Origin of the sequence: Hominiventricola aquisgranensis (assembly GCF_040096225.1) — a bacterium.
Lineage (GTDB): Bacteria > Bacillota > Clostridia > Lachnospirales > Lachnospiraceae > Hominiventricola > Hominiventricola aquisgranensis.
On the sequence record NZ_JBBMFC010000001.1, the window covers coordinates 145,485 to 161,850 of the forward strand.

The 16,366-nt window shown below is 44.8% G+C and carries 20 protein-coding genes and 1 riboswitch; of the genes, 16 read left to right on the forward strand and 4 right to left on the reverse strand.

The annotated features are described in order from the left end of the window. Positions 1-13 precede the first annotated feature (13 nt). Positions 14-343, forward strand: a complete 330-nt coding sequence (locus WMO62_RS00620) for a DUF1622 domain-containing protein (RefSeq protein WP_435390407.1) — start codon at positions 14-16, stop codon at positions 341-343. Then, the gene (gene nudC / locus WMO62_RS00625) at positions 340-1,164 is read left to right on the forward strand and encodes an NAD(+) diphosphatase (RefSeq protein ID WP_147601942.1); all 825 of its coding nucleotides are present in this window, start codon (positions 340-342) and stop codon (positions 1,162-1,164) included. Before WMO62_RS00620 ends, nudC begins: the two co-directional genes overlap by 4 nt. Before the next feature lie 62 nt (positions 1,165-1,226). On the opposite strand, the gene folK is transcribed toward nudC, so the two are convergent. From folK to folE, 4 genes are read right to left on the reverse strand one after another with little or no spacing between them, the layout of a single operon-like run. Continuing rightward, positions 1,227-2,045: a 2-amino-4-hydroxy-6-hydroxymethyldihydropteridine diphosphokinase gene (folK, locus tag WMO62_RS00630; protein WP_349143450.1), complete on the reverse strand. Its 819-nt coding sequence runs from the start codon at positions 2,043-2,045 to the stop codon at positions 1,227-1,229. Positions 2,046-2,048: 3 nt separating this feature from the next. Next, positions 2,049-2,864, reverse strand: coding sequence for a dihydropteroate synthase (gene folP / locus WMO62_RS00635; RefSeq protein ID WP_117496692.1), 816 nt, complete (start codon positions 2,862-2,864; stop codon positions 2,049-2,051). Positions 2,865-2,883: 19 nt separating this feature from the next. Further along, complete coding sequence (locus WMO62_RS00640) at positions 2,884-3,369, reverse strand: HD domain-containing protein (protein ID WP_349143451.1); 486 nt, start codon at positions 3,367-3,369, stop codon at positions 2,884-2,886. Next, complete coding sequence (gene folE, locus WMO62_RS00645) at positions 3,369-3,926, reverse strand: GTP cyclohydrolase I FolE (RefSeq protein WP_117496693.1); 558 nt, start codon at positions 3,924-3,926, stop codon at positions 3,369-3,371. Before folE ends, WMO62_RS00640 begins: the two co-directional genes overlap by 1 nt. A gap of 146 nt (positions 3,927-4,072) precedes the next feature. After that, a riboswitch (THF riboswitch) is annotated at positions 4,073-4,169 on the reverse strand. Between the two features lie 192 nt (positions 4,170-4,361). On the opposite strand from folE, the gene WMO62_RS00650 reads away from it, so the two are divergent. The 14 genes from WMO62_RS00650 to WMO62_RS00715 all read left to right on the forward strand — a co-directional run bounded on the left by WMO62_RS00650 (position 4,362) and on the right by WMO62_RS00715 (position 16,354). After that, positions 4,362-4,958 carry an anthranilate synthase component II gene (locus WMO62_RS00650; RefSeq protein ID WP_349143452.1) on the forward strand — a complete coding sequence of 199 codons (597 nt, stop codon included), beginning with the start codon at positions 4,362-4,364 and terminating at the stop codon, positions 4,956-4,958. Next, complete coding sequence (pabB, locus tag WMO62_RS00655) at positions 4,948-6,345, forward strand: aminodeoxychorismate synthase component I (RefSeq protein ID WP_349143453.1); 1,398 nt, start codon at positions 4,948-4,950, stop codon at positions 6,343-6,345. The genes WMO62_RS00650 and pabB overlap by 11 nt, the downstream gene beginning before the upstream one ends. 9 nt (positions 6,346-6,354) lie before the next feature. Further along, complete coding sequence (locus WMO62_RS00660; protein ID WP_349143454.1) at positions 6,355-7,083, forward strand: aminotransferase class IV; 729 nt, start codon at positions 6,355-6,357, stop codon at positions 7,081-7,083. Positions 7,084-7,197: 114 nt separating this feature from the next. Further along, on the forward strand, positions 7,198-8,532 hold the full coding sequence (locus WMO62_RS00665; protein WP_349143455.1) for a putative ABC transporter permease: 1,335 nt from the start codon (positions 7,198-7,200) through the stop codon (positions 8,530-8,532). Further along, positions 8,523-8,933, forward strand: coding sequence for a DUF3592 domain-containing protein (locus WMO62_RS00670; protein ID WP_349143456.1), 411 nt, complete (start codon positions 8,523-8,525; stop codon positions 8,931-8,933). The genes WMO62_RS00665 and WMO62_RS00670 overlap by 10 nt, the downstream gene beginning before the upstream one ends. Before the next feature lie 2 nt (positions 8,934-8,935). After that, positions 8,936-9,385, forward strand: coding sequence for a hypothetical protein (locus WMO62_RS00675; protein WP_349143457.1), 450 nt, complete (start codon positions 8,936-8,938; stop codon positions 9,383-9,385). A gap of 428 nt (positions 9,386-9,813) precedes the next feature. Next, a complete protein-coding gene (locus WMO62_RS00680) occupies positions 9,814-9,945 on the forward strand; it encodes an ATP-binding protein (RefSeq protein ID WP_349143458.1) in 132 nt (43 codons plus the stop codon). A gap of 132 nt (positions 9,946-10,077) precedes the next feature. Continuing rightward, on the forward strand, positions 10,078-10,530 hold the full coding sequence (locus WMO62_RS00685) for a YaiI/YqxD family protein (protein ID WP_349143459.1): 453 nt from the start codon (positions 10,078-10,080) through the stop codon (positions 10,528-10,530). 112 nt (positions 10,531-10,642) lie between these two features. Beyond that, entirely contained in the window at positions 10,643-10,843 is a 201-nt protein-coding gene (locus tag WMO62_RS00690) for a helix-turn-helix transcriptional regulator (RefSeq protein ID WP_117496704.1), read from the forward strand. Between the two features lie 3 nt (positions 10,844-10,846). Next, positions 10,847-11,179 (forward strand): HipA N-terminal domain-containing protein, encoded by a 333-nt coding sequence (locus WMO62_RS00695; RefSeq protein WP_117496705.1) that lies wholly within the window; start codon positions 10,847-10,849, stop codon positions 11,177-11,179. Then, positions 11,176-12,138, forward strand: coding sequence for a HipA domain-containing protein (locus WMO62_RS00700; RefSeq protein ID WP_118759873.1), 963 nt, complete (start codon positions 11,176-11,178; stop codon positions 12,136-12,138). The genes WMO62_RS00695 and WMO62_RS00700 overlap by 4 nt, the downstream gene beginning before the upstream one ends. A 195-nt stretch (positions 12,139-12,333) precedes the next feature. Beyond that, a complete protein-coding gene (gene hisS, locus WMO62_RS00705; RefSeq protein WP_117496706.1) occupies positions 12,334-13,584 on the forward strand; it encodes a histidine--tRNA ligase in 1,251 nt (416 codons plus the stop codon). A gap of 14 nt (positions 13,585-13,598) precedes the next feature. Further along, positions 13,599-15,380, forward strand: coding sequence for an aspartate--tRNA ligase (gene aspS / locus WMO62_RS00710; protein ID WP_118440345.1), 1,782 nt, complete (start codon positions 13,599-13,601; stop codon positions 15,378-15,380). 155 nt (positions 15,381-15,535) lie between these two features. Then, complete coding sequence (locus WMO62_RS00715; RefSeq protein ID WP_349143460.1) at positions 15,536-16,354, forward strand: hypothetical protein; 819 nt, start codon at positions 15,536-15,538, stop codon at positions 16,352-16,354. Positions 16,355-16,366 lie beyond the last annotated feature (12 nt).

Sequence of the window (16,366 nt, forward strand, 5' to 3'; positions counted from 1 at the left end):
GTGCATGGAACTGATAGATATTTTGGAAGTATTCAGGGATCATCTGGTAGAAATTTCTATTCTGATTTTTGAATTTATCGGTGTAGGAATTATCATTGTTTCCGGTATTCATGGATTTTATCTGTATCTGAAAAAATCACCGGATACAAAGCTGGCACTGGCTAAAGGACTTGCCATGGGCCTGGAATTTAAGCTGGGAAGCGAGATCCTGCGTACAGTGATCCTGCGAAGCTGGCAAGAGATCGGAATTGTTGCAGGAATCATTGTACTTCGAGCTGCACTTACTTTTTTGATCCATTGGGAGATCCGTCAGGAAATGAAAGAAAAGAGGGGACAGGAATGATTCAGGATATTGCACCAAAGAAATATGACAATCACTATGAAGAGCAGAATCCTGCTGATGAGGACTGGATGCTGGTCTACAAAGACGGGCAGATTCTGTGTCGGTTTGATCAGGAGAAGATTTATTTTCCAAAGGTAAAGGAAACGGGCTGGAAAGGCAAGGATGTAACCTATCTGTTTACCATCAGTGGAGAGCGGTTCTTTTTATTAAAGGAAGGACTGGAAGAAGTGTTACCCGGGTATCAGTGGGAAAAACCAGTGATCTTCCGAAATGCAAGACCTCAGTATCGTGGGTTTGCCGGAATCACCGGTCAGCAGCTGGATAGCTGGTATCGATCCAACCGGTTCTGCGGCCAATGTGGAAAACTTATGGTACCAGATCACAAAGAACGTATGGTTCATTGTGAACATTGTGGAAATACTGTGTATCCGAAAATCTGTCCGGGCGTTATTGTGGCAGTGACAGATGGTGACAGACTGCTGCTCACAAAATATGCTAACCGCCCAGGCTCCGTCAACTATGCACTGGTGGCCGGATTTACGGAGATTGGTGAAACGCTGGAAGAAACCGTACAGAGAGAAGTCATGGAAGAAGTTGGCCTGAAAGTGAAAAATATCCGCTACTATAAGAGCCAGCCATGGTCCTTCAGCTCCACTTTACTTTGCGGATTCTTCTGCGATGTGGATGGAGATACATCGATTACACTGGATACCAATGAACTGGCACTGGCAGAGTGGTTTGCGAGGGAGAATATTCCAGTTGAAGATGATGGAATCAGCCTTACAAGGGAAATGATCCGTGTGTTCAAACATGGAGAATAAACTTACGACAGCCCAGGCTGACAGAATAAAAGCTTTTATTTTGTCAGTCTGGGCTGTTATATTTACTTCGCCTGCAGTTCTTTGAGAAGCTGCGAAATGGTTTTATTGAGCACTGGATGGCGATAGTAAGGCGCCAGCTCAGTCAGTGGAATCAATACAAAATCCCGGTTTTCCATATCGATATGAGGAACATGAAGCACCGGTGTATCAATGATCATCTGGTCGTATAACAGAATATCAAGATCCAGCGTACGCGGTCCCCAGTGTACAATCCGTTCTCTGTGAGCAGCCTGCTCCAGTTCATGCAGGCGATCCAACAGTTCCTCTGGGGGCAGAAGTGTGCGGAGTTTTAATGCACCGTTCAAGAATACGTCCTGTTCTACACCGCCATAAGGTTCGGTTACCAGATAATCGGATACCTGTTCTACAATACAATCCTCCGTATCAGCAAGTCCTTGCACTGCATCATCCAGATATTTCTGTTTGTCTCCTAAGTTGGAACCAAGAGCAATATAAGCCGTATGCCATTCACGGGTAATCTCTACGGAGACAGTTTTCAGGGGAAGACCTACAGGAGCCCAAGGCTTTTCAATCTTCAGTGTTACTTTCTGAAGGGAAGGAAGAGTCAGCAGAAGCATCCGCGCCAGATTTTCCACAACGGTCTCTAACAGCTTGTAAGTATGTTCCTGTACGAATCTGGTAATCATCTGGCTGACTTCTCCATAATGGATGGAAGCGGTCAGGTCATCAGTCAGACCCGCCGTACGGGTGCTGGTGTACAGAGTCGCAGAGATGACAAATTTCTGCCCTAATACATTTTCTTCTGGAAATACGCCATGGTTGGCGAAGATCTCCAGCTCTTTGATCTCAATTTTATCCATAAATTACTCCATATGGCGTCCAAGGATGGCTTCGGTCATCTGGACAGCGCGTTTATTTTCTTTGACATCGTGAACGCGGACGAAAGCACAGCCTTTCATAACACCGATAACGGAAGTGGCGATCGTTCCCTCCACACGCTGATCAACCGGCAGATCCAGCGCCAGTCCGATCATAGATTTACGGGAAGTTCCAAGAAGCACTGGAAATCCCAGATGCTGGAACAGCTCCAGATGATTCATGGCCTCCAGGTTCATTTCATAGGTTTTTCCAAATCCGATTCCCGGATCAAGGATGATCTTTTCGTCTGAAATACCGGCGCGTCTTGCAATATTGACACATTCCTGGGTCTCGGCCAGCATATCTACCAGGAAATTATTGTACTCTGCTTTTTCTTTGTTGTGCATCAGGCAGCAGGCTGCGTTGTATTTTGCAATGACAGATGCCATCTGCGGATCATATTTCAGTCCCCAGACATCGTTGACCAGATCAGCACCAGCCTGAAGAGAAACTTCCGCAACGGATGCTTTGAAGGTGTCTACGGAAATCGGAACATCAAAGTGGCTGTTGAGTGCTTCAATAACAGGAAGTACACGGGCAGCTTCTTCTTCTGCACTGACTGGTGTGTGGCCTGGTCTGGTGGACTCGCCGCCTACATCCAGGATGTCAGCACCTTCCGCAATCATGGCCTCTGCATGACGCAGAGCATTGTCCATACTGTTCCATTTTCCACCGTCAGAGAAAGAATCAGGAGTGACATTGAGGATTCCCATAATATAAGTTCTATTGGCAACGTCAAATTCGCGGTTTCTTATTTTCATGGCTGTAACAGCCTCCTTTTTAATATGTAATGGTTAAATTTTTCTTTTCAGCAGACCAGTAACATTCTTTTTCTGCCGGACAGGAAAAACAGTTCCGGGATGCTTTGTCCGCATCGTAGATCAGGGAACTTAACGTATCGGAACGAGCGGCATTGCGATGTTCCCGAATGGCAGAAGTGATCTCCTGAATCTCTGATGGATCAAAGGACAGCTCTCGTAAAATCTGTTCTGCAATCTGTGCACCTGCCTCATCATGTGGGATACCAGACCGGTATTGCTCTGCGCGTCCGATATCATGGAGCAGGGCGGTGCAGTAGATCAGTTCCTTGCTGGCAGATGCATGGGATTCCAAAGCATGGATGTAAGCAAGCCGGGCTACATCCAGAAAATGCTCCGGTGTATGGCGGCAGAACTTACGATCTGCTTCCAGCATCTGCAATTCCTGCAACTGTTCCTGATAGATCGGGTGCTTCCAGATCTGATTGACCCGGATCATGGTATCCATCAGTCTTTTACCATGGAGAGGAACATTTTCTGAAGTTCACGGTCTTCCTTGAACTGTCCTCTGGTAATAGTAGTGATGGTTTTGCTGCCCGGTTTTTTGATGCCGCGCATGGTCATACAGGTATGTTCGGCCTCCAGCATTACCATGACGCCCTTTGGAGATAACGCACGTTCCAGTGCATCGGCAATCTGAACGGTCAGACGTTCCTGAATCTGAGGACGTCGTGCGTAGACATCAACGGTACGTGCCAGTTTGCTGAGGCCTGTGACCTTGCCGTCTGGAATATAAGCAATATGGGCTTTTCCATAAAATGGCATCAGATGATGCTCACACATGGAATAGAAAGTGATGTCCTTCTCCAGCACCATTTCATTATTTTCTACTTCAAACTGCTTTAACAGATGCTCATCGGCCTCCTGATCGAGACCGCCATAAATCTCTTCGCACATCCGTGCAATTCGATTCGGTGTTTCTTTCAACCCTTCGCGCTCCACATCTTCTCCGATTCCTTCCAAAAGAAGACGGATCGCCTGTTCAACTTTTGCTTTATCTACCATAAAAGCAACCTCCACTGTAAAATTCTGCGGAGATCTTCCTTTTTTCTGAGGTAAGGTTTTACCGGAATAAAAAAAGGATATCTCCAATTGTGATAGAACGTATGTCGCTAATTCCCTTCACAATATGAGATATCTTCTTATATTGTTGCAACGGGTGCGGATCCTATACCGTAAGACGAGCTTTTCGTTTCGGCGACAACTCCCCATTCGCCGAACACTTGACGCATAAAATCCTATTTTGCATATCATTCATTTCATAGCCCAGTATAGCACAGTTTGTGGAAACAGGAAAGGAGATTTTAGGGAAAATTCCTTGACGGGAAAAATTATCTATGATAATCTGAATTTTACAGATTACGGACCGAAAGGGATAACGACTGTGCATGAAAGTGTGCGCATTCGTTATCTCTTTTTTTGTAGAGAGAGGGGAAATTTATGTATTTAATGATTGATAATTACGATTCGTTTGTGTATAACCTGAAAGCTTATTTTGAAGAGTTGGGGCGTGAAATTCTGGTGAAGCGTTCAGATGAGATCACGCTGGACGAGATCGAGGATCTGAAGCCAGAGGGAATCATTCTGTCGCCCGGCCCAAAGCGGCCCAGGGATGCCGCACTCTGTGTAGAGACGGTGCGCAGATTTCAGAAGCGGATTCCTATTCTGGGAGTATGTCTTGGACATCAGGTACTTGGATATTGTTCCGGCGCTACTGTGGAGAAAGGGGAACGGCCTATGCATGGAAAGGTGACGGAGGTGCATCACAAAGGTACGGGGCTGTTTGCCGGTCTTCCGGAGAGATTTCGTGTGACCCGGTATCATTCTCTGATCGTGAGGCAGGATACGCTTCCAGAAGATTATGAGGTGGACTGCCTCTCCGAGGATGGCGCAGTCATGGGCATTTCTCAGAAGGAGCATATGCTGTATGGGGTACAATTTCATCCGGAAGCGGTATTGACGGAGTATGGACACGAATTGTTGGAAAATTTCTGTAAAATTGCAGAGGGGAGAGAAGAAAATAAATATGTATCATAATAGACGGATCACCAAAAAACTGGAGCAGTATATTCCAGCAGCAAAGATTTTTGAAAAATTTTCACAGGAAGCAGGGATTACATTTCTGGATTCATCCCTGATCAATGAGCTGGGGCAGTATTCTATCATCGGCAGAAAACCTTACGAGATATTGAAGAAAGAACAAGGACAGTTTTTTCAGAATGGATCACTGCGTACAGATACGACATTTGAAGCATATCTGAAACGGTATCTTCAGGATCATGTGGATGAAAATGAACTGGATATCCCAATGGTGTCCGGGGCTATCGGATATCTTTCCTATGAATACGGACGGGAACTGATGGGTATAGATTCCATGGAAAAAGATCCTTGTCCGATTCCGGAGGCGTTATTTACATTTTATGATCTGCTGATTGTGGAAGACTGTAAGAAGAAAGAAATCTATCTAAGTGCCTGCGGCATGACAGAGGATGCACAGAAGTTGCTGGATAGAACCAGGCAGGAGATTCTGAGGCTGCAGGTAAAGGAACAGACAGAATTACAGGGAGAGGAAGATGCCGCATGGAAGGCGGTACAGATGCCGTACAAGATCAAGGTGACTCCGAATTTTGAAAAGGAAGAGTATAAGCAGGCGGTGGACCAGATGATCCAATACATCCGGGAGGGAGATATTTACATTGCAAATATGACGCAGCGGCTGGAAGTGGAGAGCGAAAAGGCACCGCTTGATGTATTTGTTGCTCTTCGGAAAAATAATCCGTCTCCTTTTGGCGGCTATCTGGATTGTGGAACGTATCAGATCATCAGTGCATCACCAGAACGTTTTTTACAGATGCGGGATAAAAAGGTACAGACCAGACCTATTAAAGGAACCAGAAAACGTGGAGCGACACCGGAAGAAGATCAGATGCTTCGGAAGGAACTGGAGCAGTCCGGTAAGGACAAAAGTGAGCTTCTGATGATCGTGGATCTGGAGCGAAATGATCTGAACCGGGTATGCAGGCCAGGCAGCGTGAAAGTGACGGAGCTATTTACCGTGGAGGCATATGCTACCGTATTTCATCTGGTTTCCAATGTTGAAGGGGAACTTACAGAAGACAGAGATGTGATGGATCTGATGGAAGCTGCATTCCCGGGAGGATCTATCACCGGAGCGCCCAAATATCGCGCCATGGAGATCATTGATGAGCTTGAGCATGGAAAACGGGGACTCTATACGGGTTCTATCGGATATCTGACATTGGATGGAGCCTGTGACTTCAATATTGTAATCCGGACGGCGGTCCATAAAAATGGACGCTATTATCTGGGAGTGGGCGGTGGCATCACCGCAGAATCTGATCTGGAATTTGAGTATGAGGAGACACTGCAGAAAGCGAAAGCAGTTCTGGAGGCATTGAAATAAAAGGAGAACATGATGGAGATTACACTGGATGAAGGTTACAGTTTTGGTTTGGGGGCATTTGAGACGATTGCAGTGAAAGATGGAAAGCTGATCTTTCTTGACCGACACCTTCGGCGGCTTGATCGGGCACTGCATTTTCTGAAGATCGGAACACTGGATGAGCGTGGAATCACAGAAAAACAGGTGATAGATTATGTGAAACAGCAAAAACTTACAGATGGCGCGTGTAAGTTGACAGTTTCTAAAGAAAATGTAGTATTTCAACAAAGACAGAATCCATATACTGATGACATTCGTAGAACAGGATTTGTGATGGATTTCAGCTCGGTTCGAAGAAATGAGACCTCACCGTTGACAGCTTATAAGACGCTGAATTACGGGGACTGCATTCTGGAAAACAGACAGGCTCATGGATTGGGAATGAATGAGAGGATCTTTCTGAATACGAAAGGGCAGATCAGCGAGGGAACCGTCAGCAATATATTCTTTGTGAGAAACGGGAAGCTGTATACACCGGATCTGTCCTGCGGATTGCTTCCTGGAATTCTGCGGGAGTATCTGTGCGAGACGGAGAATGTGGAGGAGGCAGTCATTTATCCAGCAGAGTTAGGGCAGTATGAGGAATGTTTTGTAACGAATTCTCTGATGGGGATCATGCCGGTTAATCAGTTAGGAGAGTGGAAGTCTGAAAGCCGGGAGGTCACAAATCAGCTGTTGAAGAAGTATGAAAGTATATGACAATTGTTCTGAGTTGCGTTTGTGTTGAGAAAAATATGAATATCAGTTGATGATTCTTCCGAGGATATCAGTTACAATGGAATAAGATAATCTTGACTTACGGAGGATGACGGAATGATTTATAACACGTATGAACTGATATGGCTGTTTCTGATCTATTCGTTTCTGGGCTGGATGCTGGAGACAATACTGGCTGCGACAGAACAAAGACGCTTTGTAAACAGAGGATTGATCAATGGTCCATTATGTACGATCTATGGTGTTCCAATCGTAATACTGACCATATTCGGACAGGAATTGCCGCTGTTCTGGCTGTTCCTGGGAGCCATGATCGTGGCGACAGTCACGGAATGGATCAGTGGACATATGATCGAACGGTTTTACCATGAGAGATGGTGGGACTATTCCAACGTAAAATGGAATCTGGACGGTTATATCTGTCTTCCGGCATCCTTAGTCTGGGGTGTTCTGGGGACGATCAGCATGCGCTGGGGAAATGGTCTGTTGATCCGGCTCTATGGATTCCTGCCTGAGGGAATCGGACATCTGCTGGTGTGGATACTGGCAGGAATGCTGGTGCTGGATGTGACAGCTACCATATTTGCTTTGTCGGGTATTGGCCGAAGCACGCAGAAGTGGGAGGCAGTAGATTCATGGTTTACCAGCATTAGTCTGCGGATTGGTCAGTGGTTGTACGGACATGTGGATCGAAGAATTCACAGAGCATATCCAAAGACTGTGCGGGTTGAGAAGCCGCAGCGGGATAAGACCGTATTTGCAGCAGGCTGCTGCATGCAGAAGCTGGTGTGGCTGTTCTTTATCGGGTGTCTGCTTGGCGATATCACAGAGACGATCTTCTGCAGGATCACTGCAGGCGTGTGGATGAGCCGGAGCAGTCTGGTGTGGGGACCCTTCAGCATTGTGTGGGGATTTGCTATTGCAGCGGTGACGGATCTTCTTTATAAATACAAAGACCGGTCTGACCGTTTCCTGTTTTTAATGGGGACAGCGCTGGGTGGCGCTTACGAATATCTGTGCAGCGTGTTGTCAGAGATGGTATTTGGAACCGTTTTCTGGGATTACAGTGAGATCCCGTTCAATCTGGGCGGAAGAATCAATCTTCTGTACTGTTTTTTCTGGGGATTTGCAGCAGTGGCCTGGTTCAAGATTTTCTATCCAGTGATCTCTGGATGGATCGAAAAATTACCCATCTGTGCAGGACGGATCCTGACATGGGTGATCGTGGTCTTTATGTGCTGTAATATGGCTGTATCGACCATGGCTCTGATCCGCAGTAATGAGCGGAGCCAGGGAATTCCAGCCACACAGAGCTGGCAGCAGACCATGGATGAACGGTTTCCTGATGAAAGAATGGAGAAGATCTATCCCAATGCCATAAAAGTGGGTATGCAGGTGGATAATAAGAGGAGGACAGACGGATGGAAGTAGGACTGGCATTGACATTGTGTGGACTTGGGGTCGCATTTTGGATTCCGGCAACCATATTGGGCATAATTTTGAAAAGCCGGACACAGAAATGTACGGCGGATGCACAGGCAAAGGTGATGCGGATCAATGTACATAATTCCAGTGACAGCGGACTGCAATATCATCCAGTGTACGAATATTATGCGGCGGGTGAGTATTATACTTCGGAAGGTGCATATCTCAGCGGTCGTGTTCCGGAAGTGGGAGAAACTATCTGGATCAAATACAATCCGGACAAGCCGAAGCAGTCCTATATTCCGGGATATGATAATAAAGTTTATAAGATTCTGACCATTGTATTTGGACTGATTGGAGCAGTGCCGATTCTGGTATGCATTGGTATTGCAATTTGGGTGTTATAAGAATGAAAAAATATATTTCTCTTGTGATTTTTCTTTGCTTAATCGTAGTTTCCGGCGTTACCTATTATAAGAAAATGAATTTGCTTTCGCTTCCAGAGGAAGAAACAGTAGAATATGCAGAAATCAGCTATGGAATCTCGGATGAAGATCCGATTTATCGCATTACGGACGAAGAGAAGATTGCTGAGCTATTTGATCTTGTTGATATGGAAAGCTGGAAAAAGACAAATTATGTGATGGAATACAGTCCGTTGGAATATGTGTTTTTTGAAGAAACACCCTATCGGTGGGAAATAGGCATTTCAGAAAATAAGGACGGAACGGTTTGCTATCAGGTATCTGTCTATGAAAATAATGAGCCTGTTTTTCCTGGAGGGCACTATTTCATATCTGCTGATTCGGATAAATATGAAGATGTGATTCACACATTGAAAATAATACAGCCGAATTAAAAAAATGAGAGATGAGGACTGTTCATAAATCTTGGAGCGTTTATGCCTTTTTAATAAAACTTTGATTGACAGACAACAAAAAGTATCATAGAATAATACCAACATCTGAGATTTCTATATGCGAGCATATCCGGCATTTCGCCGAATTTTCAGAAGTGAGAACTGAATAAGGCGAGTTGGATAGCATGAGCAGCAGATGAAGGATCTTCTATATCCAGCTTCGCAAGAGTAGAGGAATATGGGAAGCAAAGAAGAACCAATGGTAGCATATTATGAAGAGAAAAACCGTGGGATGCATCCGAGAGTCTGCATGAATTGCTGGATTTTACCGATGTGCGGAGAATTTCAGAAAATTTGTTACAGATTATAAGATTCATGTAATTATCAATGCTTTGGCACACAGAGATTATAGTATTCATTCAGAAGGAATGCCCATTCAACTTATCATGTTTGAAGACAGGCTGGAAATTCATAACCCAGGTGGTATTTATGGACGTATCCGTATTGATCAACTTGGAAAGGTTCAGCCGGACACCACGAACAAGAAAGGAAATCTGTGAGTATCTTGGCTTGACCTCCGTTACTTATGCAATACAAAGCAGAGTGTTTCCGTTAGTGGAGACTGGACAGATTAAGATGAGCATTCCCGAAAAACCAAAGAGCCCGAAACAGTTATTTTACAGTGAATAATTATGAAAATATTTGTAGATGCAGATGCCTGCCCGGTGGTGGGCATCGTAGAAGAGCTTGCAAAAAAATATACGATTCCGGTGACCTTGTTATGTGACACCAACCATGTGATTTCCTCCGATTACAGCGAAGTTATTGTGGTGGGAGCAGGTGCAGATGCGGTGGATTATAAGCTGATCAGCATTTGTCACAAAGGAGATATGGTGGTCTCGCAGGACTACGGAGTGGCAGCCATGGCACTTGGGAAGGGCGCTTATGCAATCCATCAGTCTGGAAAATGGTACACCAACGAAAATATTGACCAGATGCTCATGGAACGCCATCTGAATAAAAAAGCCAGAAGAGCCTCACAGAAAAATCACCTGAAAGGTCCGAAGAAAAGAACTGCAGAAGACGATGAATATTTCAGGGAATCTTTTGAGAAAATGATTTTGAAAGTGATGGAAAGGGAATAAACTATACCTGAAAGGGTATAATTATAGGAATAAACAAAAAAATATACCCGAACGGGACTAAAAAACACTTGGATACTTGAAAATATACCCGAACGGGACTATTATAGATAGTATGAATAGAATTGGTGAATATATAAAACAGGAGAGAAAAAAGGCAGGGTTGACCCAGGAAGAATTTGCAATGCGTTCAGGGCTGGGACTTCGGTTTGTTCGTGAACTGGAACAGGGAAAGGAGACTGTGCGTCTGGATAAAGTAAATCAGGCATTGGCAATGTTTGGAAAAGAAGCTGTACCGGGAAAAAAGGAGGAATAACAGGTGGAGTCAGAATATAGAAGAGGTTATGTATATATTCAAAATCATTTTGCCGGAATCATTGCTGAGACAGAAGAGGGATATATCTTTTCCTATGATAAGGAATATTTGTCAAGAGAGGATGCAGTAGCAGTCAGTTTGACTTTACCTTTGAGAGACGAACCATATGAGACAACGATATTTTTTCCCTTTTTTGATGGATTAATACCAGAAGGATGGCTTTTGGGAGTTGTCAGTCGTAACTGGAAAATAAATCAGAAAGACAGATTTGGGTTGTTATTGCTGGCATGTAAAGATTGCATCGGAGATGTGTGCATCAGAGGAGAAAAAATATGAGATGTCTGTGTTGTGGGAAAACGATAACAGAAAATGCGTCCACAAGAGAAAAAGAATGGTGCTGGCATAAGAAGTGTGTAAAAAAATTTTTTCATACAGATGAATTGCCGGTTCTGGATATTACAAAGGAACAACTGGAAATACTGGCAGATGAAACTGTAAATGAAGGACTGACTGTGCCTGGTGTACAGAAAAAACTGTCATTACATTTGTCGACAGATATGCAATCACGCCTCACAATCGTTGACTATCCAACAGGATATATTTTGAAGCCACAGACAGAAGACTTTGAAAATATGCCAGAGTACGAGGATCTTGCTATGCGGCTTGTAGAAATTATGGGAATTCAAACTGTACCGCATGCATTGATAAAGTTGGATCATGAATATGCATATATTACAAAAAGAATTGACAGAGAGATTACAGAAGAAAATGTGAATTTATACGCAATGGAAGATTTTTGCCAGCTATCCAGACGTCTAACACAGGATAAATATAAGGGGTCATATGAAAACTGTGGACGTATTGTAAAGAGATATTCCAGTATGCCTGGTCTGGATCTGACAGAAATGTATCTGCGAGTGGCTGCTGCTTTTGTGGTAGGAAATTCTGATATGCATTTGAAGAACTTCTCGTTGATAGAAAATATGCCTGGAAGTAGGATATTTCAGCTATCAAAAGCATATGATATGCTTCCTGTAAATGTAATTATGCCAGAGGATAAAGAACAGATGGCACTGACAATCAATGGGAAAAAACGTAATATTCATAAAAAAGAATTTCGAAAACTGGCGGAGTCTTACGAAATTTCACCAAAAGCTGCGGAAAATATGCTGAAGAAAATCTGCCGAATGGAAAATAAACTTCTTGATCAGGTAGAGGGAGCCTATTTATCTAAGGAGCAGAAAGAACAGGTGAGCCAGTTGGTTCATGAGAGAATCAAAACCCTGAGCTTATGAATCTTTAGTCCAATACATGTCATACAAGCTTTTATTTCATGCACAGCTTCCTCGCATAACTCCTCTTTTTTACAGCACAAATCTTGACACGCCGAACCGCAAACTTTATAATATCTAATGTATGCCTATATCGCAGACAAATGCTTGTCTGCATGATTATAGAGGAGACTAAGGAACAAGAAAGGAATCAACACCATGCCTTTGAAGAAGAAACCAGTGACTGGTATGAAAGACATCCTGCCTGCAGAGATGCAGATCAGAGATTACGTGACCGGTCTGATCAAAGAGACATATAAAAGCTTTGGATTTTCGCCCATTGAGACTCCGTGTGTAGAACATATCGAGAACCTGTGCAGCAAGCAGGGCGGAGACAATGAGAAGCTGATCTTCAAGATCATGAAGAGAGGCGAGAAGCTGAATCTGGAGACTGCACAGAGCGAAGCAGATCTGACAGACAGTGGTCTGCGCTATGACCTGACTCTGCCGCTGTCCAGATTTTATTCCAATAATGCAAATAATCTGCCGACTCCGTTTAAAGCACTGCAGATCGGAAGCGTATGGAGAGCAGACAGACCACAGAGAGGACGTTTCCGTCAGTTCGTACAGTGTGATATTGATATTTTAGGAGAGGCAAGCTGCCTGGCAGAGATCGAGCTGATCTTGGCAACGACTACATTGCTTGGAAAACTGAATTTCAAGGGATTCAAGGTTCGCATCAATGAGCGCCGGATCTTAAAGGCAATGGCTGAGTACTGCGGATTCCCGGAGGATCAGTTTGATCTGGTATTCATCATTCTGGACAAGATGGATAAGATTGGATGGGACGGTGTGAAAGCAGAGCTGATCGAAGCTGGATTTTCCGCTGACAGCGTAGCAAAATATGTAGATATGTTTGGCGAGATGGAAGCAAGCGAAGATCCGCTTGGATATCTGGAGAATAAGCTGACCGGTGTACTGGCAGCAGATGTGATCGGAAACCTGCGTACCATCCGTCAGAGTGTGGAAGCAACCAAGGCTGCAGATTTTGAACTGGTATTTGACCCGACGCTGGTTCGAGGAATGTCCTATTATACAGGAACCATCTTCGAGATCGAGATGCCGGAGTTCGGAAGCTCTGTAGCAGGCGGCGGCCGTTATGACAAGATGATCGGTAAATTTACCGGAAATGATACGCCGGCTTGTGGATTTTCCATCGGATTTGAGAGAATCGTTACGATCCTTCTGGAGAACAATTTCCAGGTGCCGGGTGCAGCAGGTAAGAAAGCATTCCTGATCGAGAAAAATATGCCGGCTGACAAGCTGTGTGAGGTGCTCAAAGAGGCAAGAGCAGAGCGCGAGAACGGTGCAACAGTACAGGTGGCACTGATGAACAAAAATAAAAAATTCCAGAAAGAGCAGCTTTCCAAAGAAGGCTATACCGAGTTCAAAGAATTTTTTAACAGATAAGAGAGGTATATAACATGCAGGGAAGAACCCATAACTGCGGCGAACTTCGTCTTTCCAATGCAGGTGAGCAGGTCCGTCTGGTAGGATGGTATGAAAACATCCGTAAAGTCAGCAAAAATTTAGGATTCCTGATCTTAAGAGATTTCTACGGAACTACGCAGATCGTTGTGGAGACCGAGGAGATCATGGAGCAGCTGTCAGAGCTTAACTATGAGTCCACGATTCAGGTAGATGGTGTGGTTCGCGAGAGAAGCAGCAAAAATAACAAGATTCCAACTGGTGATATCGAGGTCGTTCCGAGCAAAGTAGAAGTGCTTGGAAAGTGCCGTTATAATGAGCTGCCGTTCCAGATCAACCATTCTAAAGATGCAGACGAGAATATCCGTCTGAAATATCGTTATCTGGATCTGCGTAATCCGGAAGTAAAGAGCAAGATCGTGCTGAGAAGCAAGATCGTGGCTGATCTTCGTCAGAGCATGACTGCTCATGATTTCATGGAGATCACTACCCCGATCCTGACCTGTTCTTCACCGGAGGGAGCAAGAGATTATCTGGTACCGTCCAGAAATCATCCTGGAAAATTTTATGCACTTCCGCAGGCACCGCAGCAGTTCAAACAGCTTCTGATGGCTTCTGGATTTGACCGTTATTTCCAGATCGCTCCGTGTTTCCGTGATGAGGATGCCAGAGCTGACCGTTCTCCGGGAGAGTTCTACCAGCTGGATATGGAGATGGCTTTCGCAAGCCAGGAGGATGTATTTGCAGTGCTGGAAGATGTGCTTCCGCCGATTTTCTCAAAATACGGCATTTACAATGAGGCTTCCAAGCCGCCATTTAAGAGAATTCCATATCTTGAGGCTATGGATAAATATGGTTCCGATAAGCCGGATCTGCGTATCAACCTGTTAGTACAGGATGCAACCGATGTACTGGCTGACTGTGGCTTCGGACCGTTTGAAGGAAAGAAAGTAAAAGCAATCGTGGCACCGGCATTTACCGGCACCAGAAAAGTGATTGATAAACTGTGTGCTGATGTAGAAGTGCAGAGCGGACAGAAAGCATACTGGTTCCGTCTGGATGACAAGATGGAGCTGGTTGGAGGCATCTCCAAGTTCCTGCAGGATAAGAAAGATGCAGTAGTAGCAGCTCTTGGACTGAAGGCTGGAGATTTCGTTGGACTGACTGCAGGCGACTTAAAGACTGCTCAGAAGACTGCAGGCGTGCTCAGAAAGATGCTGGGTGCTTCCTCTGATGCTTACATGAAGAAGGACTGCTACGAATTCTGCTGGATCGTAGACTTCCCGATGTATGAGATCGGTGAGGAGTCTGGCGAGCTGGAGTTCTGCCATAACCCGTTCTCCATGCCGCAGGGCGGACTTAGTGCTCTTGAGAATCAGGATCCGCTGGAGATCCTTGCATATCAGTACGATCTGGTATGTAATGGTGTGGAACTGTCTTCAGGTGCTGTTCGTAATCATGATCCGGAGATCATGGTCAAAGCATTCAATATCGTTGGTCTTGGTGAGGATGATGTGAAAGCAAAATTCCCGGCAATGTACAATGCATTCTGCTACGGAGCACCGCCACATGCTGGTATCGCTCCTGGCGTAGACCGTATGGTTATGCTGATCGCAGGTGAGGAGAGCATCCGTGAGATCATTCCGTTCCCGATGAACAAGAACGCACAGGATGTGATGATGGGAGCACCGGCTGAGGTTGAAGAAAAACAGCTTCGCGATGTTCATATTCAGATCATCAAGGAAGACCTGAAAAAAGAAGAGAAAAGTGCAGAATAAATAAATGCATATGGGATCCCGCGGGGGCTGGCAAACAGTCAGAACTCGCGGGATTTTTTTGACAAAATATTTTCTGGCGTGGACGACAGAAAATGTTGTCATCTCTCGGAGTATTTCGTATAATGAAACCAGCAGAGTCCGGGAGGATAAAAAATATGATTACGTGCAGAGAATGCGGTGCACTGATAGAAGAACTGGCAGAACGATGCCCTTATTGCGGCGCCATCAATGAGCTTGGTGCAGAACATAAATACATGCAGGATATGTATGACCTGAAGGATGATCTGAAAGAGGTGGGAAATATCCCCAGCGAAGAGATCAAAGCAGAAGTAAAGTCGAATGTCCATTTTACAGGAAAGGCAGTCGCAGTACTGCTGGCACTGGTTCTGATCCTTGCAGCGGTGTTTCTGTTTTTGCGGTATTCAGGGGATATTATTTATTCCGTGTACAATAAAATGACCGATACTCGTATGGCAGATACCCGGGAACAGATGCAGTGGGAAAGGGAGAATTTCCCCAAGCTGGATGCTTGGTATGAGGAAGGTGACTACGACTCGATCCTTGCGTTCTGCAATGAAATTGATGCGGCAACAGGCGGTATTTCTTACAGTTATACTAACTGGGAGCACTGGAATATTCTTCCTTTTTATGACACTTATCAGGAGTGCATGGAGCTAAAGAAGTACATCCAGCAGGGGGAGGAGACCTATCTCTATGAGTATCAGGCAGCACTCTATGATGCGTTGACCATGAATTATGATAAGGAATTGTTCCATCAGGTGGATGACAAGGATGAAAGTCTGGTGGATGGCTGGATCAAAGAGACTATGAGGTTTGTCAAAGACACCTATCAGATGGGCGATTCAGAGATCAAGGATCTGGAATATCAGGCAGAAAAGGATCATTTTCTGGATTACAAAGTGATCTATAAATATGTGGAAGAACACAAAGACCGGGTTCCGGTTACAGATTAAACGAACAGGGGG